The sequence below is a fragment of the Pseudomonas sp. PS02302 genome, assembly GCF_029959585.1.
Taxonomy (GTDB): Bacteria; Pseudomonadota; Gammaproteobacteria; order Pseudomonadales; family Pseudomonadaceae; genus Chryseomonas; species Chryseomonas aestiva.
This window is the reverse complement of the sequence record NZ_JASCON010000010.1, coordinates 36,522-59,554: the sequence shown is the minus strand read 5'-3', so window position 1 is coordinate 59,554 and position 23,033 is coordinate 36,522. Positions and strand designations below refer to the sequence as shown.

The 23,033-nt window shown below is 67.9% G+C and carries 16 protein-coding genes and 1 pseudogene; 5 read left to right on the top strand and 12 right to left on the bottom strand.

Annotated elements, in window-relative coordinates:
* Positions 1-45 precede the first annotated feature (45 nt).
* A complete protein-coding gene (locus QMX82_RS05610; RefSeq protein WP_282281477.1) occupies positions 46-1,518 on the bottom strand; it encodes an iron-containing redox enzyme family protein in 1,473 nt (490 codons plus the stop codon).
* Between the two features lie 268 nt (positions 1,519-1,786).
* Between QMX82_RS05610 and QMX82_RS05605 the strand changes: the two genes are divergently transcribed.
* On the top strand, positions 1,787-2,707 hold the full coding sequence (locus QMX82_RS05605) for a sensor domain-containing diguanylate cyclase (RefSeq protein ID WP_208691414.1): 921 nt from the start codon (positions 1,787-1,789) through the stop codon (positions 2,705-2,707).
* 28 nt (positions 2,708-2,735) lie between these two features.
* On the opposite strand, the gene QMX82_RS05600 is transcribed toward QMX82_RS05605, so the two are convergent.
* The 3 genes and pseudogenes from QMX82_RS05600 to QMX82_RS25950 all read right to left on the bottom strand — a co-directional run.
* Positions 2,736-3,011 carry a hypothetical protein gene (locus tag QMX82_RS05600; protein WP_282281476.1) on the bottom strand — a complete coding sequence of 92 codons (276 nt, stop codon included), beginning with the start codon at positions 3,009-3,011 and terminating at the stop codon, positions 2,736-2,738.
* 156 nt (positions 3,012-3,167) lie between these two features.
* A complete protein-coding gene (locus tag QMX82_RS25955) occupies positions 3,168-3,956 on the bottom strand; it encodes a methyl-accepting chemotaxis protein (RefSeq protein WP_442969373.1) in 789 nt (262 codons plus the stop codon).
* Between the two features lie 66 nt (positions 3,957-4,022).
* Positions 4,023-4,787: pseudogene (locus QMX82_RS25950) on the bottom strand (MCP four helix bundle domain-containing protein); the annotation flags it as partial.
* Between the two features lie 226 nt (positions 4,788-5,013).
* Here QMX82_RS25950 and QMX82_RS05590 point away from each other — a divergent pair.
* On the top strand, positions 5,014-8,100 hold the full coding sequence (locus tag QMX82_RS05590) for a hybrid sensor histidine kinase/response regulator (RefSeq protein WP_282281475.1): 3,087 nt from the start codon (positions 5,014-5,016) through the stop codon (positions 8,098-8,100).
* Here QMX82_RS05590 and QMX82_RS05585 read toward each other — a convergent pair.
* Positions 8,097-9,413, bottom strand: a complete 1,317-nt coding sequence (locus tag QMX82_RS05585) for an APC family permease (protein WP_442969372.1) — start codon at positions 9,411-9,413, stop codon at positions 8,097-8,099. The genes QMX82_RS05590 and QMX82_RS05585 overlap by 4 nt on opposite strands.
* Before the next feature lie 394 nt (positions 9,414-9,807).
* Here QMX82_RS05585 and QMX82_RS05580 point away from each other — a divergent pair, with 394 nt between their 5' ends.
* Positions 9,808-12,729, top strand: coding sequence for a PAS domain-containing hybrid sensor histidine kinase/response regulator (locus QMX82_RS05580; RefSeq protein ID WP_282281474.1), 2,922 nt, complete (start codon positions 9,808-9,810; stop codon positions 12,727-12,729).
* A 9-nt stretch (positions 12,730-12,738) separates the two neighbouring features.
* Here the strand turns inward: QMX82_RS05580 and QMX82_RS05575 are convergent, their stop codons facing one another.
* Both QMX82_RS05575 and QMX82_RS05570 read right to left on the bottom strand, forming a co-directional pair.
* A complete protein-coding gene (locus QMX82_RS05575) occupies positions 12,739-13,653 on the bottom strand; it encodes a SphA family protein (protein ID WP_282281498.1) in 915 nt (304 codons plus the stop codon).
* A gap of 106 nt (positions 13,654-13,759) precedes the next feature.
* Positions 13,760-14,752, bottom strand: a complete 993-nt coding sequence (locus tag QMX82_RS05570; protein WP_282281473.1) for a helix-turn-helix transcriptional regulator — start codon at positions 14,750-14,752, stop codon at positions 13,760-13,762.
* Positions 14,753-15,029: 277 nt separating this feature from the next.
* Here QMX82_RS05570 and QMX82_RS05565 point away from each other — a divergent pair, with 277 nt between their 5' ends.
* The gene (locus QMX82_RS05565; RefSeq protein ID WP_282281472.1) at positions 15,030-15,989 is read left to right on the top strand and encodes an alpha/beta hydrolase; all 960 of its coding nucleotides are present in this window, start codon (positions 15,030-15,032) and stop codon (positions 15,987-15,989) included.
* A 15-nt stretch (positions 15,990-16,004) separates the two neighbouring features.
* On the opposite strand, the gene QMX82_RS05560 is transcribed toward QMX82_RS05565, so the two are convergent.
* From QMX82_RS05560 to QMX82_RS05550, 3 genes are all read right to left on the bottom strand, one after another.
* Positions 16,005-17,174, bottom strand: a complete 1,170-nt coding sequence (locus QMX82_RS05560; RefSeq protein ID WP_282281497.1) for a D-alanyl-D-alanine carboxypeptidase family protein — start codon at positions 17,172-17,174, stop codon at positions 16,005-16,007.
* A 112-nt stretch (positions 17,175-17,286) separates the two neighbouring features.
* Positions 17,287-18,660: a sensor histidine kinase gene (locus tag QMX82_RS05555; protein WP_280307639.1), complete on the bottom strand. Its 1,374-nt coding sequence runs from the start codon at positions 18,658-18,660 to the stop codon at positions 17,287-17,289.
* Positions 18,638-19,315, bottom strand: coding sequence for a response regulator transcription factor (locus tag QMX82_RS05550; protein WP_282281471.1), 678 nt, complete (start codon positions 19,313-19,315; stop codon positions 18,638-18,640). The genes QMX82_RS05555 and QMX82_RS05550 overlap by 23 nt, the downstream gene beginning before the upstream one ends.
* Positions 19,316-19,466: 151 nt before the next feature.
* On the opposite strand from QMX82_RS05550, the gene QMX82_RS05545 reads away from it, so the two are divergent.
* A complete protein-coding gene (locus tag QMX82_RS05545) occupies positions 19,467-20,255 on the top strand; it encodes a substrate-binding domain-containing protein (RefSeq protein ID WP_208691422.1) in 789 nt (262 codons plus the stop codon).
* Between the two features lie 17 nt (positions 20,256-20,272).
* Here the strand turns inward: QMX82_RS05545 and QMX82_RS05540 are convergent, their stop codons facing one another.
* Positions 20,273-21,586 carry a CitMHS family transporter gene (locus QMX82_RS05540; RefSeq protein WP_282281470.1) on the bottom strand — a complete coding sequence of 438 codons (1,314 nt, stop codon included), beginning with the start codon at positions 21,584-21,586 and terminating at the stop codon, positions 20,273-20,275.
* Positions 21,587-21,700: 114 nt separating this feature from the next.
* Positions 21,701-23,014 carry a C4-dicarboxylate transporter DctA gene (gene dctA, locus QMX82_RS05535; protein ID WP_282281469.1) on the bottom strand — a complete coding sequence of 438 codons (1,314 nt, stop codon included), beginning with the start codon at positions 23,012-23,014 and terminating at the stop codon, positions 21,701-21,703.
* Between the last annotated feature and the right edge of the window lie 19 nt (positions 23,015-23,033).

The following is a 23,033-nucleotide window of genomic DNA, read 5'->3' as shown; positions in this document are numbered from 1 at the left end:
GACAGTCGAAATGAAAAAGGACCCTCGCAGGTCCTTGAATAAGGCTCAGTCCAACAGGGAGACGAACAGCCGCGTCGCCAGCAGTCCGGCACGGCTGTGATGGCGCGCCGGTGACAGCTGCTCCACCAGCAGCGCCATGGCGGCCGCGCGACTGGGCTGGCTCGCCAGCCGTTGCTCCAGTGCGACCTCATCGCGATCGAAGTCGCTTGCCTGGGCCTTGCTGGCATCGGCCGCCGTGCCCTGCTCGGCTTCCAGCGCCGGACACAGGCGCTCCTGCTGACGCTGGCGCGCGCGAAAGCTCACCTCGCGCCGCGGCAACACCGCCACCCGCTCGGCGGCAGCCTGATTCCGGGCCCCACTGTGCACGAAGTCACCGGCGATCCAGTCGTGGATCAGTTGCTGTTCATAGGCGGTGAAGACGCCGAACATCTCGGCGCGCTCGCCCTGGATCAGCCGCCAGAAGCGGCTGTTGACCGGGTCCTCGTGACGCTTGATCCAGCCCTGCTCCTGCATCACCCGGAGGAAGTCGGGAATCTGCGACGAAGCACATAACCAGTCGCTGACGCTGCGGCCTCCGATGCGGCAATAGTCCGAATGCACATAGCGGCCAACCGTGCTCTTCTCCGCCAGCACCTCGATCACCGCCTGCTCCAGATCGAAACCCGCGATCACCGAGGTGGTGCCGGCGCCCAGCTCATTGAGCAGATAGCCCTGCACCACGCGCTGGTAGAAAGCCGCGCGGCCTTCGGCCGGCATGGCGTCGTGCACCGCCTGCAGCGCCTTGCGCGCATGCCCGGTGCCGGCATTGTCGACCGTTACATGCAGCGTGAAGTAATAGGGGTCGATACCCAGCTCGTTGAGCTCGTAAGAGGTGATCAACAGGTGCAGCGGCAACTGCTCGTAACCCAGGTTGAAGCCGAGCACCTCTGGCAGATAGTGATCGGCGTTATGGGCCAGGGCCAACTGAATCGCGCCCTGGACATAGTGCTCGTCGCTCAGCTGCGAAAAATCTTCGCAGCCATGACTGGCCAGCAGCTTGCGATAGAGCACCACATGGTTCTTGTCCGGTTGGCCGTCGCCCAGTTCTTCCAGATAGATCTGGATGGCCGCCCGATAGCGCAGATCGTCCCAGTGGGCGAGCGTGCCATAGAGCCAGGCGCCATCCACCAGCTTGGTGGGCGCCACGCCACGCAGGAAGTACAGCGCATGGGCCTTGCTGCCGAAGTAGCGGCGCGGCGCACCAGCCTTGCGGGCCGCCAGGTAGTCCTGATACTGGGCGCCGACCCGGGCATTGTTTTCCAGCACCCAGGCTTCCAGCCCCTCGGGTGCTTCCGGCAGGTCGGCGGTCATGTCGCCTACCGCCTGCAGCTGGTCGTCGAGAAAGCGTCGAGCCCTCTCCTGCGCCCTGACGCCTGGGTGCTCCACCAGCAATTCCTGGTAGAGCGATCGGGCTGGTTGCAGGTTGAGCGGGTTCGAGGCGGCGCACTGGCCGGTAACGGCTCTTGTCGTGGTCTGCATGAAGGGCACATCTGGCAGCTGATGAATACCTCGTTCGGCCCACCGAAAAGGCCTTGGTTCCAGGGCGAGCCCGCGCTGCAACGGCGCCGCTCCGCTTGCGGCCGTCAAAGGCAGTGCCTGGCGACCGCTGCCATTCGTCGGCAGCCGCTCCGCGTCACATCACCTGCTGCCGGGCCGCGCCAGGCGACGGGTGACCTGATGAAGGGCCTCATTTTCCAGGCTGGCGGGCCGATAGCCTGAAAACCCACGCGACTGCCAGGCCCTGCCCATGTCTCCTGCCGATTCCGATGTCGATCTGCGCGCCCTCCTCGATTCGATCCAGGAATTCATCATCGCCAAGGATGGCCGCGGGCGCTGGTTGTTCGTCAATCGCATCGTGCTCGAAGCCTACGCCATGCTCGGCTTCGACTACGTGGGCATCACCGACGCCGAATTGATCGAGCTGTTTCCGGATCATGCCCAGGCCTTCGCCTACAACATCGAGACCGACGAGCGCGCCTGGCGCAACGGTGTGGCCACGCAGATCGAGAAGTCCTTCATGGGGCCGGATGGACGCATCAATACCTGGGAAGTGATCAAGACGCCCCACTTCGATGCCCAGGGCGGACGCCAGTTGCTGACCATCGTCAGTCGCAATGTCACCGAGCGCAAGCTGGCGGAGACCGCCCTGCAGGACAGCGAAAGACGCTTCAAGTCCCTGGCCTACCTGGATGCCCTGACCGGCATCCCCAATCGACGCAGCATCCTCGACCAGATCGTCGGTCACCTGGCAGCCGCCTCTCCCCAGGCGGAGTGCGCCCTGTTCTACCTCGACCTGGACAGGTTCAAGGCGATCAACGACGAATTCGGCCACGAGGTGGGAGATCGGCTGCTGGTGGCCTTCGTCACCCGGGTCAGCGCCTGCCTGCGCGCGGACGATCTGCTCGGGCGGATCGGCGGAGACGAATTCATCGTCTTCCTGCGTGACACCCCCGCAACCACTGCCCTGGCCCTGGCCGAGCGCCTCTGCCTGGCCCTGCAGGAGCCCTGGACGTTGCAGGACATCCGCCTGGCGACCACCTCCTCCATCGGCATCGCCCACGGCGCCGCCGGCAGCCTCAACGTCCACGAACTGATCCGCCGCGCCGATGGCGCCCTGTACCAGGCCAAGCGCGCCGGGCGGGCCCGGGTGGTGCTGGCGGACGGCTAGCGCCGCGCCGTCGGCTGGGCGCGGAGCCTTATCTAGCGCTGGCGAAAGGCCGTTTCCAGGCGGTGCCACAGCCGTCCCACCGCGCTCGATCCAGGGCCTCGGTCATGACCTCGCAGACCAGCCGTTCGCCGTCCTTGACGCGCCGCGCCTCGTCCTGGCACAGGCCCTCCACCGGTGCCCGGCTGAAGGCGGTCAGCCCGCCGAAGCGCGCGACCAGTTCCTCGCGTACCTCCTGGAACAGCGCCCCGGACAGGCGCTGGTCGCCATTGTCGTTCAGGGGTAGCAGCAACTGAACGAGGTACATGGCCATCGCTCCTGGAGTAGTGGGCTGCAGCCCCCCTGAGCCTCCGGGCGGGTTCCCGTCCATTGGTCCCGGCCCAGCGTGCCTGCCCGCACGCCAGAAACTAAAAGGCCCTGCCAAGGAGCGCTCGGCAGGGCCTTTCACCACCGTTCAGTCGGATCAGACCGAGAAACGGCCGACCAGGCGATTCATGTCCACCGCCAGGCGCGAGACCTCATGGGCGGCGGCGGCGGTCTGGTGGGCACCGGCCGAGGTCTGGATCGACAGGTCGCGGATGCTGACCAGATTCTGGTCCACCGAACGGGCGACCTGGGCCTGCTCTTCCGAGGCCGTGGCGATGAGGAAATTGCGCTCGTTGATCTCGGTGATGGAGCGGGCGATCTCCTCCAGGGCCGCGCCCGCTTCGTTGGCGATCTTCAGGGTGGCGGTGGCCTCGTCGCGGCTGCGTTGCATGGCCTGGACAGCGCCTTCCGAACCGCTCTGGATGCCGCCGATCATCTGCTCGATCTCGCGGGTGGATTCCTGGGTCCTGTGGGCCAAAGCCCGCACCTCGTCAGCGACGACGGCGAAACCGCGGCCCTGCTCCCCGGCGCGGGCGGCCTCGATGGCGGCGTTCAGCGCCAGCAGGTTGGTCTGCTCGGCTATGCCGCGGATCACGTCGACCACGGTGGCGATGCCTTGCGCCTGCTCGGCCAGGGCGACGATCTGCTCGCTGGTGTGGGACACGGTGCCGGTCAGCGACTGGATGGCGTTGACGGTCTCGGTGACGCGGGCCGCGCCCAGGCCGGTCGAGCGCTCCGACTGTTGCGCGGACGTCGAGGCCGAGGCGGCGTTGCGCGCCACCTCCTCGACCGCGGCGGTCATCTCGTTGACTGCGGTAGCCGCCTGCTCCACTTCGCTGTTCTGCCGTTGCAGCCCACGGCTGCCCTCTTCGGTCACGGCATTCATCTCTTCGGCGGCGGACGCCAGCTGGGTCGAGGCTTCGCCGATGTGGCTGACGGTGTCGCGCAGGGTCTGCTGCATCTGCACCGTGGCGCGCATCAGGTCGGCCATCTCGTCGCGGCCAGTGGCCTGGGCCGCGACCCGCAGATCACCTTCGGCAATCCGCCGATTGATGGCCAGCACCTGGCGCAGCGGCTGCAGGATGCTGCGGGTGTAGAGCACGGCCAGCACCACGGTAAGCACCACGGCCACGGCGGAGATGATCCCGAGCAGCCAGAGGTTATGGCTGTAGGTCTGGGTCGCCAGTTCGCCGGCCTGCTTGGCGCCGCGCTGGTTGAAGTCAGCCAGGGTCACGATCTTCTCTTGCAGGTCGTTGGTCAGCGGCCGGATGTTGGCATTGACGTAAGCGGTCCCTTCGCTGGCCGGACGTGTCTGGGCGAGGGTGACGATCTCGTCGAGGCGCGTATCGTAGGCCTTGACGCCAACGGACACGGCGTCGGCCAACCGCTGCTCCTCGGGCGAAGCGACCAGCGCCTGGTAGGCCGCCACCTCTTTTTGCAGATGGCCGCGCGCCTGGGCGATGGTCGCCGCGGCGGTCTGCTTCATCTGCGCGTCTTCCGAGGCCACCATGCGCAGCGTTTCCAGACGCAGTCTGAGAACGAGGGAGTCTATCTTCGCCGTCTGGGCGATGCTGGCCATCCAGTTGGTCTCGACATCCTGCTCGGCTTTGTACAGCGCGTTGAGGCCCACCGCCGAGGTGACCGCCAGCACCAGCAGCAACAGGGTGACGGCGGCAAAGCACACGGCCGAACGGGCCGACAATTTCAGGGTACGCATGGCGCGACTCCAGGCAGGAAAGGGGTATTCACCTCCTTCTGGTCGGCGCCAACCCCCCTGACTGAACAGCCACCCATCGCCGATCAGTGGTCCCCCTCGATAAGCTGCAGGCTAGAGCTGGCGCGGCCTGCAGCCGTAGGCAGCGAGCCGACGACGGACGCCCAACCCTGGCCAATGGCCACTCGAACTCAGGCTAGAATGAGCCTTTTCCTCAATCGAACTCCCCATGCCGCCGACGAAGCTTCGCCCTGCGCGTCTGGTCCCCTTGCGCAATCGCCTGCTGGCCATTGCCTTCGCCGGAATCGTGCCCCTGGCACTGGTGGCTGGGCTGGGGCTGTGGCTGCTCGTCCACCACCAGCAGCACGAAGCCGAACAGCGAGCGCTGGAGTCCAGCCGCCAGGCGGCTACCATCATCGAAAGCGAACTGCGCCGCTCGGTGACCATCCTCCAGGCGCTGGCCGAGTCGCCCCTGTTGCGGACGGGTGACCTGAGCGATTTCGAAACCCTGGTCGAGCGCATCCTGCCGCTGGTGCCAGGTTGGCGAACGGTGCTGCTCGCCACGCCGGAGGGCGAGGTCGTCCGGCGGATATCGAGCGTCAACCGGCCCGCAGGCGGTCCTCTCGCCGAACCGGACAGCTTTGCCGAGGTGCTCGCCCAGCGCCGGCCGGTGATCGGGCAACTGGGCCGCGGAGCCGCCGGGCTGCTGGCCTTTCCGATCCGGGTCCCGGTGCTGCGCGAAGGTCGGCCGAATTTCGTGCTGACCGCGGTGATGACACCGGAGAGCATCCGCGCGGCGCGCATGGCCCGCGCCCTGCCCAAGGACTGGGTGGGCTCGGTATTCGATCGCCATGGCCTGCGCATCGCCCGTACCAGCCTGCACGAGGAGAGCCTGGGCGAGCCGGCCCTGCCAGGTCTGGCGGAGATCCTGGCCCAGCCCGGCGAAGAAGGCGTCGGTACCGCCCGTACCCGGGAAGGCCGCCAGGTCTACACCGCCTTCGTGCGGCTGCCCGATTCTGGCTGGACGGTGACCACGGCCATCCCCACCGTGGAGGTGTCGGCCGCGGCTACCCGTTCCTTTGCCCTCTATGGCGGCGGCCTGGCGTTGTCGGTGGCCTTCGCCTGGGCGATGGCGCTGCTGCTGTCACGGCGAATCAGCCGGCCGGTGCAGGCGCTGCAGGCGGCCGCCCAGGCCCTGGGGCAGCGCCTGCCGCCGGTGCTGCCGGACAGCGACGTGCTGGAGATCCGCCAGGTGGGCGAAGCCCTGCTGGCCGCTGCCGACGCCCGCCGGCTGATCGAAGAGGAACGCGACGACTACCTGCGTAGCCTGCAGCTGAGCCAGGAGCAGCTGCAACTGCAGGTCGCCGACCTGGAGGTCCTGCAGCGGCTCAATCATCGCCTGCTGCAGTTGCCCTCGTTGCCGCAGCAATTGCAGGAGATCCTCGCGGTCCTCTGCCGCTTCCACCAGACCTCCCTGGGCTGCGTCTCGCTGCTGGAAGACGGCAAGCCGCCGCAGCTGTATTTCGCGGCCGGTTTCTCGGCCGCAGATCAGGCGCAGCTGGCCACCCTGCCGCTGGCGGAAAGCGCCTGTGCCGCCGTGCTGCGTAGCGATGCCCGGGTGGTGGTGCCGGCGCTGGCGACCGCACCCGAGTTCGCCGCCCTGGCCGCGCTCGGCCAGCGCCTGGGCTTCGCCGCCCTGCATGCCGTGCCCCTGCGCAGCACCCTGCACGGCACCCTCGGCGCCATCACCGTCCACCTGCCGGAGGCCCGGGAACCTACGCCACGCCAGCAGCGCCTGGCCGATCTGTGCGCCTCCAAGGCGGTGCTGGTGATCGACCGCGCCCGCATCCAGGAGGCCGCCCTGCGCTCGCAACGCCGGCTGCGGGTGGCCCTGGAAAGCTCCCAGGTCTCCTTCGGCATCGCCGTGCCCGCTGCTGCGGATGCCTTCGGCTGGGACTATCTCAACCCTATCGGCGCCACCACCCTGGGCCTCGACGGCAACGCTGCGAACGCCCGCCTGCCCTGGGCCAGTGCGCGGATCCTGCAGCTCTGTGCGCAGCACCGGGCCGGCAAGGCGGCCTGGTCCGTCGAAGTGCAAGGTGCCGATGCCAGCGGCGCCAGTTGCTGGCTGCAGATCAGCGCCACGCCCTTCGACGGCAACGTGGCGGTCTGGTTTCTCGACATCAGCGAGCGCAAGCGCCAGGAGCAACAGCTGCGCGACAACGACCGGCAAAAGGACGAATTCCTCGCCGTGCTGGCCCATGAATTGCGCAATCCGCTGGCCCCCATTCGCCAGGCGGCGGCACTGATCGCCGCGCCCCAGGCCTCGGCCGAACAGCGGCAGCGCAATTGCCAGACCATCGAGCAACAGGTGGAACGCATGGGCGCCCTGCTCAACGATCTGCTGGACATCTCGCGCATCACCTTTGGCCGCATCACCCTGCACAACGCCTTCGTCACCCTGCAGACGGTACTCCAGGCCGCCGCCGAGGCGACCCTGGCGCCCATGCAGGAGAAGCGCCAGACCTTCGCGCTGCAAGTGCCCGAGGCGCCACTCTGGCTGCAGGCCGATCCGCTGCGCCTGGAGCAGATCTTCATCAACCTGCTGGGCAACGCCGCCCGTTACACCCCGGCAGGGGGGCGGATCACCCTCGCCGTGCAGGCGAGCGACAGCGAGGTGCGGGTGGATATCGCCGACAACGGCATCGGTATCGCCCCCGAGCGCCTGGCGAACCTGTTCCAGATGTTCGGCCAGATCGATCCGCGCCTTACCGAACGCTCGCCCGGGCTGGGCATCGGCCTGGCCCTTTCCCGCGAACTGGCGCGGCTGCATGGTGGCGACATCACCGTGACCAGCGCCGGCCTGGGTCAGGGCAGCCGCTTCACCGTGAGCCTTCCGCTGACCGCGGCGCCGCCCGCCAGCGCGCTGGAAGCCGTGGCCGCCGCCTCGGCAACGCCCACCACCCGCCGGATCCTGGTCGCCGACGACAACCCCGACATCGCCGACACCATCGCCGAACTCCTTGAGCTGGATGGCCACGAGGTGCGGGTCGCCTACGATGGCCAGCAAGCCCTGACCCTGTTCCAGAGCTATGGCCCCGAAATCGTCATCTCCGACATCGGCATGCCGGGCCTGACCGGTCACCAGCTGGCCCGGGCGATCCGCGCGACGCCGGCCGGCCAGGCGGTGAGGATGATCGCCATGACCGGCTGGGGCCAGGCCCAGGACCAGGCCGAGGCCCTGGCGGCCGGCTTCGATCATCACCTGACCAAGCCGGCCGATATTCAGACTCTCTATGCCCTGGTGGGCGCCTAGGCGTTGACCCGGCGCGAACCGGCCAGCCGCGTCAGCCCATAGAGCGCCACGCCCACCAGCAGCATCAGCCCGGCGCGCCACCAGGTCGCGGCGCCCTGCTGGGCCAGCAGCAGCGCACAGGAGCCCAGGGCCAGTACCGGAAAGAGCCAGTGGACGCGGAAATGCGCATGCTCGACCCGGTCGCGCTTGAGCACCAGCACCGCCAGGTTGGTGCTGATGAACACCACCAGGAGCAGTAGCACCACGGTTTCGGCCAGTACATCCAGGGTACTGGTATAGGTCAGGGCGATGGCCACCGCGGTGGTGGCGAGGATGGCGATCCCGGGGGTCTGCCGCCGCGGCAGCACCCGGCCGAGCACCGGCGGCAGCAGGCCCTGGCGGGCCATGCCATAGGCCAGGCGGCTGGCCATGATCATGGTCAGCAGTGCGCCGTTGGCCACGGCGATGAGCGCGATGACGGCGAACACCCGGGTCGGCACCCCCAGGCCCGAGGCACCGAGCACGTCCATCAGCGGTGCGCCCGACGCCTTGAGCTGGTCGACCGGCAGCACCAGGGCGGCGCCGGCGCCCACCAGCATGTAGACGATGCCGGCGATGACCAGGGCGCCAAACAGCGCTCGCGGATAGACACGGCTCACGTCACGCACCTCCTCAGCCAGATTGGCCGAGGTCTCGAAGCCGACGAAGGAATAGAAGGCCAGCAGCGAGGCACCGAGGATGGCCACGGTGGCCGAGGGCGCATCCACTTCCAGTAGCCGCGCCGGCTCGCCCTGTCCCTGGACGACGAACCAGGCCGCCGCCGCGACGACGATCACCAGGCCTGACAGCTCGATCAGGGTCATCACCAGATTGACCGACAGCGATTCCTTGATGCCCCGGGCGTTGAGCAGGCCGATGAGCACCAGGAAGGCCAGGCAGACCCAACTGGCGGGCCAGGGCACCAGTGCCTGCAGATAGCCACCGGCAAAGGCCACCGCCAACCCTGCCGCACTGGTAACCCCGGCGGCCAGCATCGAGAAGCCCACCAGGAAGGACAGCCAGGGCCGCCCGAAGGCTCTCTCGGCGAACACCGCCGCGCCCCCCGCCCTGGGGTACTTGGTGACCAGCTCGGCATAGGACGCCGCGGTCAGGAGGGCGAACAGCAGGGCGACTAGCAAAGGCGCCCAGATGGCGCCGCCGACCCGCCCGGCGATGGTACCCGCCAAGGCATAGACACCCGCACCCAGGACGTCACCGAGGATGAAGAACAGCAGCATGGGCAGGGTGATGGCGCGTTTGAGTGTCGCGGTTGCGGGGGAGGATTCCATGGCCATGCTCGAAGTGCTCCTGCGCGGTCCGTTCGGGAAGGATTCTGGCGGTCGCAAGGGCCGCCGCTTGCCTTCGTAGAGGTCGCCGACGGCAAGCGGGTTCCGAGGTGCCATCGCTCCTCCCCTGCCGCAAGGGGTCGTTTCCTCAGCGCCACACAACAGCCGCGTGCCAACCGCTGCCGTCGGCCGCCTCCCCTGCCCCGCTCTATCCCGGCGACTTCCGCGCCATGACCGTTTCGCTTGGTCGCCGCCGCGGCCTGGGCGGTACCCCGGCCGCTTCTTCCGCCCAGCGTGCCGATCAGCGGCCAGGGCTATCCGGCGTCGCACGGGGCCGCCACACTCTGGCGTTCTGGTGGTCGAAGGATGCCCAGACCCCTTTCTTCCGAGGATCCCCTGCAAGATGAGTGAGGCACCCCTGGCAACGCTGACGCGCGCGGAACTCGAAGCCGAGGTCCTGCGCTTGCGCGCCGCCCTGCTGTCCACCGAGGACCACGGCGTGGCCCCGACCGGCGCCATCCGCCGGCCCAGCAAGGCACGCAGCCGTGCCGTGCTGGAGAGCACCACCCAGTTCGCCATCGTGGTCTGCGACTCCGAGGGGCTCATTACCGACTGGAATCCCGGTGCCGAGCAGGTCATGGGCTGGACCGCCCAGGAGATGATCGGCCAGGATGCCTCGCGTTTCTTCACCCCGGAGGACCGTGCCAACCGTCGTGCCGAATACGAGATGGCCAAGGCCCTGCGCGACGGCAGCGCCATCGACGAGCGCTGGCACCTGCGCCAGGACGGGCAGCGCTTCTGGGCTTCCGGCGAGATGATGGCGCTGAACGATGACGACAACGAGCCCCTCGGCTTCGTCAAGATCCTGCGCGACCGCACCGATGAACACCTGGCGGGCCTTGCACTCAAGGAAACCCAGGAACGCTATCGCCTGGTCGCCGAAGCCACCAACGACGCCATCTGGGACTGGGACTTCGGCTCCGGGACGGTGCTCTGGAACGAGGCCCTGCACACGGCCTACGGCCATACCCCCACCGCGGTCGAATCGACCGGCGACTGGTGGCTGGGCCGGATCCACCCGGACGATCGCACCCGTATCGCGGCCTCCATCCATGCCGTGATCGATGGCGACGGCCTGGTCTGGACCGATGAATACCGCTTCCAGCGCGCCGACGGCTCCTATGCGCTGGTGTTCGACCGCGGCCGGGTGATCCGCGACAGCTACGGACGCCCGCTGCGGATGATCGGCGCCCTGCTCGACATGAGCCAGTTGCAGACGGCCGAGACCGCCCTGCGCAAGAGCGAGGAACGCTTTCGCGCCATTATCGAGACCATCGGTTCGGCCTTCGCCATCGTCCAGGTCAAGTTCGACGCCGACGACAAGCCCATCGACTACCGCTTCCTGGAAGCCAACCCGGCCTTCGAACGCCAGGCCGGGGTCAACCTGCGTGGCAAGTGGGTGACCGAATTCGCCCCCAACCTGGAGCAGTTCTGGTTCGAGACCTACGGCCACGTGGCCAAGACCGGCGAGCCGGCGACCTTCGAAAACTACGCCAATACCTTCGAACGCTGGTTCGATGTCCGCGCCGTACGGGTGGGCGATCCCGACGAGCGCCAGATCGCCATCCTCTTCAGCGACGTGACCGAGCGGCGCAACGCCGAGGAACGACTGCGCATCAGCGAGGCCCTGGCGCGGGAAAACATCGAGCGAGTGCAGCTGGCGTTGTCCGCCGGCGCCATCATCGGCACCTGGCACTGGGACCTGCCCACCGACCGCTTCAGCGTGGACGAAGCCTTCGCCACGGTCTTTGGTCTCGATCCGCGCCTGGGGCACGAAGGTCTGAGCCTGGCCCAGGTGGTGACCAACGTCCATCCCGACGACAAGGACGGTCTCGCGCACGCCATCGACGGGGTGATCGCCCAGGGCGGTCCCTTCGCCCACCAGTACCGGGTACGGCGCGCCGACGGCAACTACTACTGGATCGAGGCCAACGGCCGGGTCGATCACGCGGCCGACGGCACCCCGCTGCGTTTTCCCGGGGTGCTCATCGACGTCGAGGAGCGGCGGGCCATCGAAGCCGAACGGGACAAGGCCCTGGCCGCCTTGCGGACCCTCAACGAGACCCTGGAAATCCGGGTGGCCGAACGCTCGGCCGAGCTGATGCAGGCCGAGGAAAAGCTGCGTCAGTCGCAGAAGATGGAAGCGGTCGGCCAGCTCACCGGCGGTCTCGCCCACGACTTCAACAACCTGCTGGCCGGTATCTCCGGGGCCCTGGAACTGATGGAGACGCGCATCGCCCAGGGGCGGTTGCGCGAACTCGATCGCTACCTGATCGCCGCCCAGGGCGCGGCCAAGCGCGCCGCCGCCCTTACCCACCGGCTGCTGGCCTTTTCCCGGCGCCAGACCCTGGCCCCGCGGCCGGTGGACGTCAACCAGCTGATCGATGGCCTCACCGAACTCATCCAGCGCACCGTGGGTCCTGGCATCCAGGTGGAGACCGTCGGCGCCGCGGGCCTCTGGCCGGCCCTGGTGGACCCCAGCCAGCTGGAGAATTCACTGCTCAATCTCTGCATCAATGCCCGTGACGCCATGCCCGAAGGCGGGCGCATCACCATCGAGACCGCCAACCGCTGGATGGATCGCGAGACCGCCCGCGCCCAGGATCTGCCGGAAGGTCAGTACCTGTCGCTGAGCGTGACCGATACCGGAGTCGGCATTCCGCCCGAGGTCGCGGTGCGGGTGTTCGAACCCTTCTTCACCACCAAGCCCATCGGCCAGGGCACCGGCCTGGGGCTGTCGATGATCTATGGCTTCGCGCGCCAGTCGGGCGGTCAGGTGCGGCTCTACTCCGAAGTCGGCCAGGGCACCACCCTGTGCATCTATCTGCCGCGCTATCTGGGCGAGGCGCCGGCCAACGAAGGCCTGGCCGCACGTTTGGAGGTGGCCGGCAGCACCCAGGGCGAAACGGTACTCATCGTCGACGACGAGCCGACGGTGCGGATGCTGGTCGTGGATATCCTCGAAGACCTCGGTTACGCGGTGATCGAAGCGGCCGACAGCCTCACCGGCCTGAAGATCCTGCAATCGGACGTGTCGCTCGACCTGCTGATCACCGACGTCGGCCTGCCCGGCGGCATGAACGGCCGGCAGATGGCGGAGGCGGGACGGCAGTCGCGTCCGGGCCTGAAGACGCTGTTCATCACCGGCTATGCCGAGAACGCCGCCATCGGCAACGGGCATCTGGACCCGGGCATGGATATCCTCACCAAGCCCTTTGCCATGGACACCCTTGCGGCCCGGGTACGCGAGATGCTAGGCCTCTAGCACGCCGCGCTAGAAGCTGGCGCCGATTTTCAGCGCCACGGTATAGCCTTCCGCCCGGTTGCGCGTCTCGAATTCCTTGTAGGCGTGCAGCCAGATGGCCGGCAATCCCGAGGAGGGGTCGAAAAAGCTGAGCGCCGGCCCCAGTGCCAGGGTCCGGGCACGGTTGCCACGGGTCAGGCCGGGTGCGTCGTCGTCGCTGAGCTGGCGGTAGTAGTAGCCGCCCAGCCCCGCGGTCCAGGGACCGAAATGCTGGCCGACGGCGAATTCGTGGCGATACTCCACCCCGCTGCGATAGTCGGTGGCCGCGTTGCGCGCATTGATGTCGACCTGGAAGCTGGACGACAGCTCCAGTCCGCTCGGGCTGATGTAGCTGGCGTTGAGGATCGGCGAGACCGTCCAGTGGTTGGTCCCGGGGCTGACCAGCCGATCCTTGTCGTAGTCGCCGGTCGGCGCCTGGATCGACAGCTGGGTGTTGATGCCGACGCCGGGCGCCGGCTCCCAGGCGAGGATCAGCGGAATCAGCTGCAGGTCGGCGGGGCGGAACAGCTCGGCGCTGTCGCTGAACACCCGCTGGCCGCCGGCGTTGATGCCGAGATCGGCGTCCATGCGAAAGAACACCGAGATCGCCCCGAAGCCATAGCGCGCACCGAACAGCTGCTGGTCGGTCATGCGCAGGTAGGCCAGGCCGATGGCCAGGACATTGATGTTGAAATCGTTGCCATCGTCCTTGCCATGGCTGTCCTTGATCACCCGTGCCTGGTAGTCGCTGAAGCGCAGGCCGAAGGTACCGACGGGCGTCGACGGCGGCATGAAGCCGGCGCCGAAGTCCTGCACGCCGGCCGCGGTGGTCGGCATGCCCTTTTCGGTGGCATGGGTGGTGGTGGCCAGCGCGGCCAGCGACAGGACGGCGGCGCGGGTCAGCATTCCGGGCAGAGGCGGCATGGCGGGATTCCTCAGGGCATTCGAGCGGGCGAGCGAGGCCTCACCGGGTGCGTGAGCGCCCGGTCTTGGCATAGGGATCAGGGGAGGATCAGTCCGGCGCGGCGGCGACCTGTTGCGCGATCTGCGCCTTGCGGTTGACGCCGAGCTTCTCGTAGATGCGCCTCAGGTGATGGCGGACCGTGGCCGGCGCCATGCCCAGGTTGCGGGCGACTTCCTTGTAGGTCTGGCCGAGGGCGAAGCACTGGGCCACTTCCAGTTCACGGGCACTGAGGCGTTCCGCCGAGCTGCGCCGGCGCGCCTTGAGCAGCAGCAGATCGCCCAGCGGCTGGGCATCGAGCTGCAGGATACGGCCCTGGTAGGTGCCCTGGGGATCGCAGGCGGGCGGCAGGCGATTACCGTGCCAGCCCTCCCACTCCGCCGCCAGCAGGGCGGCGAAGCCGGGCTCCATGGACAGCAGCACGCCATAGCGATCGCACACCGCCAGGGTCGTTTCGTCGAAGCGACCCTGGCTGTCTCTCAGGGTCGCCAGGGTACGCAGGCAGCTCTCGCGCTCGGCATGCAGCAGGTGGGGCATCAGCCATTCCACCAGCTGGCATTCCAGGGCGGTGAAAGGCGTGGCGGGATCGTCGCGGAACAGCGTGAGGTGGACGCCCAGGCGGGTCTGGTCGTCGGTGAGCACGATGCGCAGACCATGGGCCAGGCCATATCGCTGAACCAGGGCGGCCAGGCTCGGCAGGGCCGTCTGGTCCTGGAAATCGAACAGCTGACAGCGGCCCTGCGCCCGATGCAGTTCGCCGAGGGTGTGGTCGTCGGCCTTGAGGGCGTCCCATTCCTGGGCATAGCTGCCGGGCAGACCCAGCAGAAAGGTGCTGTGCGCCACGGGGACGCCGTCGCGCCAGGCGGAGTTGCCCCACCAGGCCTTGTCGAAGGCGACCAGGCGCTGCAGCTGCTCCAGGGCCTGGGCATGGAATTCGGTGATGGCCCCGCCACGCAGGCGGGCTTGCAGCGCCAGGACGACCTGGCTGAAGCGAGCGACCACCGCGCTGGGCACGCTGCAGGAAACGACGGCTGACTGATCCATGCTACCCCCATTTTTTTGATTGTCTTTGGGTAGAACGCCGGCCTCAGAAGGGCCTGGCTTGGGTCTGAGTTTACCGTAGCGGGCCGGCGCGCCTATCGTTCAGATGCAGGATAGGCCGCCCTCTGCTACCGGCGCGCCCGCGCAACGGCCGCGCGCGAAGCGGGGTCCAACGCCCGCCGCCATCGTTCATCTGATCGATAGACCCACCCGAGCGCTCCGGCGAGGCTGGCGGCGACCCGGCCTCCATCCTGGCGCCCGGGACCACAGGAGAAGCCCCATGCACGACGTCTTCGCGCGCCTCACTCCCGAGGTTGCCGGCCTGCTGGCGCAGCTGGCCGCCCATCCGCAGCCGCCGCTGGACAGCCTCACCCCGCAGGAAGCGCGCGCCGCCTATGTGCAGCTGAGTCGCGCCCTCGGCCTGCCGCCAGCAGCGGTGACGCGGGTGGACGAGCTCGACGCGCCCGGTCCGCTCGGCCCCATCCCGCTGCGCCTCTACCGCCCCTACGCGGAAGACGATCGACCCCGCCCGCTGGTGGTCTATCTGCACGGTGGTGGCTGGGTGATCGGCGACCTGGACAGCCATGACTCGCTCTGCCGCCAGATCGCCCTGGGTACCGGCTATGCGGTGCTGGCGGTCCACTATGCCCTCGCCCCCGAGCATCCGGCCCCGGCGAGCCCTGACGATGTGCTGGCCGCCCTGCACTGGCTGGCCGAGGCCGGCGGCGCCTTGCACCTCGATCTCGACCGCGTCGCCGTGGCCGGCGACAGCGCCGGCGGTGGTCTTGCGGCCATGGCCGCGCTGCACCTGCGCGAAGGACCGCTCAGGCTCAAGGCCCAGGTGCTGATCTATCCCGGCGTCGACAACACCCCCGAGGCCTGGAATCATCCCTCGCGCATCGAGAACGCCGAGGTCCCGCCGCTGACCCGGCCGATGATGGATTACTTCTCCGGGATGTACCTGCAGGACGTGGACACCCGCGACCCACGGGTCTCGCCGCTCTATGCACCCTCCCACGCCAACCTGCCGCCGGCGCTGATCTTCGGCGCCGAATGCGACGCCCTGCGCGACGATGCCCGCCTCTATGCCCAGGCGCTGATCGGTGCCGGCACCGCCGTGGAGTACCACGAGCTGCCGGGCATGATCCACGGCTTCATCGAGATGCTCGGGGTCCTGCCGAGTGTGCGCTGGACGCTGGAGCGGATGAACGCCTTCCTGCGCGAGCAGCTGCAGGCCTGAGTTGGCCCGCGCGGGTCAGATCCGGCCGAACCAGTGCAGCACCAGCCGGTAGAGGTGCTGCGGCCAGCGCGACCACCAGCCGCCCTGCTCCACCGCCTCCAGGGCCACCAGCGGGCGGGTCTGCAGAATGCGGTCACCCTCCAGCAGCTCCAGGCGGCCGACCACGGCGCCCTGGGCGATGGGCGCCACCAGCGGCTCGTCCAGCACCAGGCGGTGTTGCGGCGGCTGCTGGCCCTTGGGTCGGGTGAGGACCACGTCCTGGGTCACGCCCACCGGCAGGCTCGCCCGCTCGCCTTCCCAGACCGCCGGGGCGCCCAGGGTCGCACCGGCCTTGTCTAGAGTCAGGTTGTCGAAGAAACGATAGCCATAGGTCAGCAGCTTCTGGGTGTCCGCCGCGCGGTTGTTGATGGAGTTGGAGCCGAACACCGCGGTGATCAGCCGGCGTCCGTCGCGCAGCGCCGAGGTCACCATGCAGTAGCCAGCCGCCTCGGTGTGCCCGGTCTTGAGGCCGTCCACGGTGTGATCGCGCCAGAGCAGCAGATTGCGATTGGGTTGGCGGATGCCATTCCAGGTGAAGTACTTCCTGGCATAGAGCTCATAGTAGGCCGACTCGTCCTGGATGATGGCGCGGGCCAGCAGCGCCATGTCGTAGGGCGAGGAGAAGTGCTCGGGATCGGGCAGTCCGGTGGGATTCATGAAGTGGCTGTCGTGCAGGCCGAGGCGCTGGGCCGTGGCGTTCATCAGGCTGGCGAAGCTCTCGTTGCTGCCGGCGATGTGCTCGGCCAGGGCCACGCTGGCGTCGTTGCCCGAATCGATGACGATGCCCTGCAGCAGATCGTGCACCGCCACCGGGGTGCGCGGATCGAGAAACATCCGCGAGCCCTCGGTGCGCCAGGCGTGCTCGCTGACGGTGACCTTGTCGTCGGCCTTGAGCTGGCCGGCCTGGATGTCACGGGTCGCCACATAGACGGTCATCAGCTTGGTCAGGCTGGCCGGCGGCAGGTGCTCGTGGGAATCCTCCTCGGCGATCACCTGGCCGGTGGTGGCATCCATCAGCACCCAGGCCTTGGCCGAGAGCTGGGGTGGCGAAGGAATCAGCACATTGGCGGCGGGCGCAGCGGCGGGCGCAGCCTCGACCTGGCCGAGCCAGGCGAGACCCAGGGCGGCGAGACCGAGGCAGAGCAAGGGGTGTTTCACGAGCGGCAGATCCGGTATGGCAGTGGGGCCCGCCATCCTGGGAGAGCCCTGCCCCGGTCTCAAATGAAGGAAAGTGAAGAAAAATTTAGGAAGCCGCGCCTCAGCCGGCGCTGGTGATGACCACCCGGGCGCCCAGCGGCTCGGCCGTCTCGATGTTCAGGCTGAAACCATGCAGGCGGACGATGGCCGCCACCAGTGACAGGCCCAGGCCGTAGCCGGGCTGCTGGCGACTGGCATCGCCGCGATAGAGCCGCCGCAGCACGCTCTCGCGCTCGGCTTCGGGAATGCCGGGGCCGTCGTCGATCACCTCGATGCGCACCGCCAGGCCGACGCCGCGCGCCACCAGCCGCACCCGTCCTCCCGCGGGGGCGAACTTGAGGGCGTTGTCGAGCAGATTGACCAGCGCCTCGAACAGCAACTCGGCGTCGCCCTGCACCTCCGGCAACGCCTCACCCAGTTCCAGGCTCAGGGTCTGGGCCTTTTCCTGGGCCAGGGGCTCGTAGAAGTCATGGGCCTGGCGCAACAGCGCGGCCAGGTCTAGGGGCGCGAAGGCCATGCGCCGCCGGGTGTCCTCCAGCTCGGAGATGCGCAGCAGGCCCTGGAAGCGCGACATGATGGCCTCGGTCTCGGCCAGGGCCTCGCCAAGGCTGTCGGCCTGGGGTTCGGCCAGCGGCAGTTGTTGCAACTGGTGCAGGCGCGCCCGCAGCCGCGTCAGCGGGGTGCGCAGGTCATGGGCGATGCCGTCGCAGACCCCCTTCACCTCGTGCATCGAGCGCTCCAGCTGGGCCAGTGTGGTGTTGACCGCATCGGCCAGCATGTCCAGCTCGTCATGGCGCGGCGACAACGGCAGCCGTTCTTCCAGATGACCGGCGACGATCCGCTCCAGGCTGCGTTGCAGTCGCTCGACGCGCCGCAGCGGTCGTCGCCGCAGCAGGTGCCAGCCGACCAGCCCGGGAATCAGGGTCAGCGACAGCCCCCAGAACAGCGCCTGGCCGATGATGCCGCCCACCGCCGAAATGGAACCGCCATCGCGGGCCAGCACCAGGATGCGGCCGTCCGCGCGGCGCTGCAGAAAGGCGTGGCTGCTGCGCGTTTCATCCAGGGCGTCGGTGGTCCTGAGGCCGCGCTGCAGGTAGTGCACCCGACCGTCGTCCGGCAGGTTGCGCAGCAGTTTGACCAGGTTGCCGGCGACATAGCGACCATCGGCCTCGAACAGGCCGTAGGCGTCGATACCGGGCATGGAATAGACCTCGCTGGCCTGCAACTCCCCCAGCAGGTCGGCGTCGGCCACCTTGCCGTAGTAGTGCGCCCGCTGCAGCAGGGTGCGCTCCGCCACGGCGCCCAGGTAGCCGGAGATCTGCCAGTAGAGCACGCCGGTGAAGACCGCGCCCCAGGCCACGAAGAGCAGCGCATAGAGCGCCAGCAGACGGCTGCTGCCCGAGCGCCAGCGCCTAGTGCGGGACGACGAGGACATAGCCGGCTCCACGGACGGTATGCACCAGCGGCCGCCCCGCTCGCTCGATCTTGCGTCTGAGCCGCCCCATGTGCACGTCGATGATGTTAGTGCCCGGATCGAAGTGATAGCCCCAGACCTGCTCGAAGAGCATGGTGCGGGTCACCAGTTGCCCGGCGTTGCGCATCAGGTAGGTGAGGATCTTGAATTCGGTGGGCAGCAGGGCGATGGCCTCGCCGGCACGGGTCAGGGTGTTGTCGATCAGGTCCAGGGTCAGCTCGCCCACCAGCAACTGGTGGCTGGCGGACTGGGCGGCCGGCCGCCTGAGCAGCGCCTCCAGGCGGGCCATCATCTCCACCAGGGAAAAGGGCTTGGTCAGGTAGTCGTCGCCGCCGCATCTCAGGCCGCGGACGCGCTCGTCGACATCGGACAGGGCGCTGAGCATCAGCACCGGGGTGGCGATGCCGAGGCCGCGCAGGGTGCTGACGATGGTCAGGCCATCGAAGTCCGGCAGCATGCGGTCGAGGGTGATGATGTCGTGGCCGCCGGCGATGGCCGCGGCCAGGCCGTCGCGGCCGGTGCGTTCCCAGCGTACCTGATAGTCTTGCGCCTGCAATTCGCTGGCGATGGCGTGGGCGGTCACCTCGTCGTCTTCGATGACCAAAGCCTGGGTCATGATGGCCTCTGGATCTGGCGCCCGGTCTGGCGGACCGGACACCCTAGGGAAAACGTCCAGGCCGGTAAATTAAATTTTTCTTCATTCGGACTAACGCGCTTCCGCCCTGCCCACGGTCTATCGTCGGTCTTTTCACCCTGGAGTCCTCACCATGTTTCGACGTCTGCCCACCCTCGCCCTTGGCGCCCTGCTGCTGGCCTCCACGCCGCTGCTGGCCGCGCAACCCGTCACCACCCTCACGGTGCTGAGCTCGGGCGGCATCATGGGCGCCATCCGCGAAGTCGCCCCGGCCTATGAAAAGGCCACCGGCGTGAAACTGGACATCGCCGCCGCGCCGTCCATGGGCGACACGCCCCAGGCCATCCCTCAGCGCCTGACCCGCAACGAGCCGGCCGACGTGGTGCTGATGGTGGGTTCGGCGCTGGACAAGCTGGTCGCCAACGGCCAGGCGCTCAAGGACAGCCGCGTCGACCTGGGCCAGTCGTTCATCGCCCTGGCGGTGCGCAAGGGCGCGCCCAAGCCGGACATCTCCACCATGGACGCCTTCAAGCAGAGCCTGGAGAACGCCCAGTCGGTGGCCTATTCCGATAGCGCCAGCGGTGTCTACCTGTCGCATATCCTGTTCCCGCGCATGCAGCTGAGCGATGCCTTCAAGGCCAAGGCGCGCATGATCCCCGCCGAGCCGGTGGGCGAAGTCGTCGCCCGCGGTGACGCACAGCTGGGCTTCCAGCAACTGAGCGAATTGAAGCCGGTGCAGGGCATCGACATCGTCGGCCTGATCCCCGACCAGGCGCAGAAGATGACCCTCTATTCCGGCGCCGTGGTCAGCAAGAGCACGCACCCGGATGCGGCTCGCGCCCTGCTGCAGTACCTGGCCTCGAAGGACGCCGCCAAGGCCATCCAGGACAGCGGTCTCAAGCCCATCCCCGCCCAGCCATAAGCGCCAGGCCGCCGGCGTCAGACGAAGAAGGAAATGGCGCCGGTGGCCAGGGCGAGTACGGTGATGACCAGGGAGGTCAGGACCGCCCATTTGACGGTGGCCTTCTGGAAGTCGCCGATGTCGCGGTCGACCATGCCCACCAGCAGCAGTGTCGAGGCCACCAGCGGACTCATCAGGTGCACCGGCTGGCCCAGCACCGAGGCGCGGGCGATCTCCACGGGATCGATCCCATAGGCCGCGGCGGCATTGGCCAGGATGGGCACCACGCCGAAGTAGTAGGCATCGTTGGACAGCACGAAGGTCAGCGGCATGCTGGTGATGGCCACCACCAGCGGGAACCAGTGGCCCCAGGCCGGCGGAATCCAGTCGACCAGGGTCTGGGCCAGGGCATCGACCATCTTGGTGCCGGAAAAGATGCCGGCGAAGATGCCCGCGGCGAACACCAGCAGCACCACGGTCATGGCGTTGCCGGAATGCGCCAGGATGCGCGCCTTCTGCAACTCCAGCTGCGGGTAGTTGATCATCAGCGCCAGCACGAAGCCGATCATGAACAGGATGGCCGCGTGCATCACGCCCATGACCAGGGCGGTCATCACCGCGATCACCAGCACCAGATTGACGTAGGCCAGTCGCGGCCGCTTGTTCGGCGAGTCGCCGAGGATCTCCTCGATATAGCACTTGCCGCCCGCTGCCCCGCCGCTTTCCAGGGCGACGTTGCCGATCCGCGCGCGCTCGCGGCGACCGAGCAGGAAGGCGGTGAAGACCACCCAGGCCGCCCCGCCGATCACCGTGGGCAGCATGGGAATGAAGTAGGCGGTGGCGTCCAGCCCCAGCGCGGCGATGGCGCGGGTGGCCGGGCCGCCCCAGGGACTCATGCCGCTCATGATGCTCAGCGAGAGCATGGAGACGGTCGCCAGCACCATGGGATTCATGCCGATGCGCTTGTACAGCGGCAGCATGGCCGCGCAGGTGATCATGTAGGTGGTGGTGCCGTCGCCGTCCAGGGCCACCAGCAGCGACAGCAGCGCGGTGCCGATGGCGATCTTCACCGGGTCGCCGTTGACCCGCTTGAGGATCTTGCGGATCAGCGGATCGAACAGTCCGGCATCGATCATCAGGCCGAAGAAGAGGATGGCGAACAGCAGCAGCGCCGCCGAGGGCGCCACCATCTTCAGGCCGTCGAGCATCATCTTGCCGGTGGTGGGGGCGAAGCCACCGATGAGGGCGAAGACGATGGGCACCACGGTGAGCGCCACGATGGGCGACAGACGTTTGCTCATGATCAGGTAGGTGAAGGTCACCACCATGATCAGACCGAGAAGCGCGAGCATAGGCATATCCCTGGTTCTTGTTGTGGGTCTGGCCAGACGAAGGCCAGCCGATCCCCGCCCCCGGCCAGCTGACGGCGCGGAGGTGGGAGTGCAGCGGTAGCGGGGTTGGAACGATCAGGCGTGGGGACGGGCGTCCGGTGCCGTCCACTCGGCGGCCTCGGGCACCGCCAGGGGTTCGGCCTTGCCACTGGCCAGGGCACGCATCAGCTTCTCGCGATCGCAGGCGCCCTCGCTCAGCGCGATCACCACGGTGGCGACGGCGTTGCTGGCCAGGCTGGTCAGGGCGCGGGCCTCGGACATGAAGCGGTCGATGCCGATGAGCAGGGCCAGACCGGCCAGGGGAATGTCATGGATCACGGTGAGGGTCGAGGCCAGGGCGACGAAGCCGCTGCCGGTCACCCCTGCCGCACCCTTGGAGGACAGCAGCATGATCGCCAGCATGGTCAGGGTCTGGCCGATGGTGAGATCGATGTTGCAGGCCTGGGCGATGAAGACCGCGGCCAGCGACAGGTAGATGGCGGTGCCGTCCAGGTTGAAGGAGTAGCCGGTGGGCAGCACCAGGCCGACCACGCCCTTCTTGCAGCCCAGGCCTTCGAGCTTCTGCAGCATGCGCGGCAGCACCGGCTCGGTGGACGAGGTGCCGAGCACCACCAGGAATTCCTCGCGGAAGTAGCGCAGCAGCTTCCACAGGCTGAAGCCGCGCGAGCGGCACAGCGCACCCAGCACCACGAAGACGAAGAAGGCGCAGGCGATGTAGAGGGTGGCGATCAGCTTGGCCAGGGAACCCAGCGAGGTGATGCCGTACTGGCCGACGGTGAAGGCCAGGGCGCCAAAGGCACCCACCGGGGCGAAGCGCATCAGGTAGCCGAAGATGCGGAAGACCATCTGCGACGCCGACTCCAGCACCTCCAGCACCGGCCGGCCGCGCTCGCCCATGGCGGAGAGCGCGAAGCCGCACAGCACGGCGATGAACAGCACCGGCAGCACCTCACCCTTGTTGAACGCCCCCATGAAGGTGTCCGGGATGATGTGCATGAAGAAGTCCACCACGCTGAGCCTGGCCGCCGACGCCGTGTACTGGGCGATGCTGGCGGTGCTCAGGGTCGCGGGATCGATGTTCATGCCCACGCCGGGCTGGAACAGATAGACCGCGCCGAGGCCGATGAACAGGCTGATGACGGTGAGCACCAGGAACAGCAGCAGCGTCTTGCCCATCAGCCGACCCAGAGCGCTCTTGTCGGTCATGCCGGCGATGCCGGTGACGATGGTGCAGAACACCACGGGGGCGATCATCATCTTGATCAGCTTGATGAAAGCATCACCCAGGGGCTTGAGCGCGACGGCCTGTTGCGCCCAGAAGTGACCGACCAGCACCCCGAGGACCACGGCGCAGAGGATCTGGAAGTACAGCGATTTGGCAAGTTTCATGGGGCATCACCGTTTATTG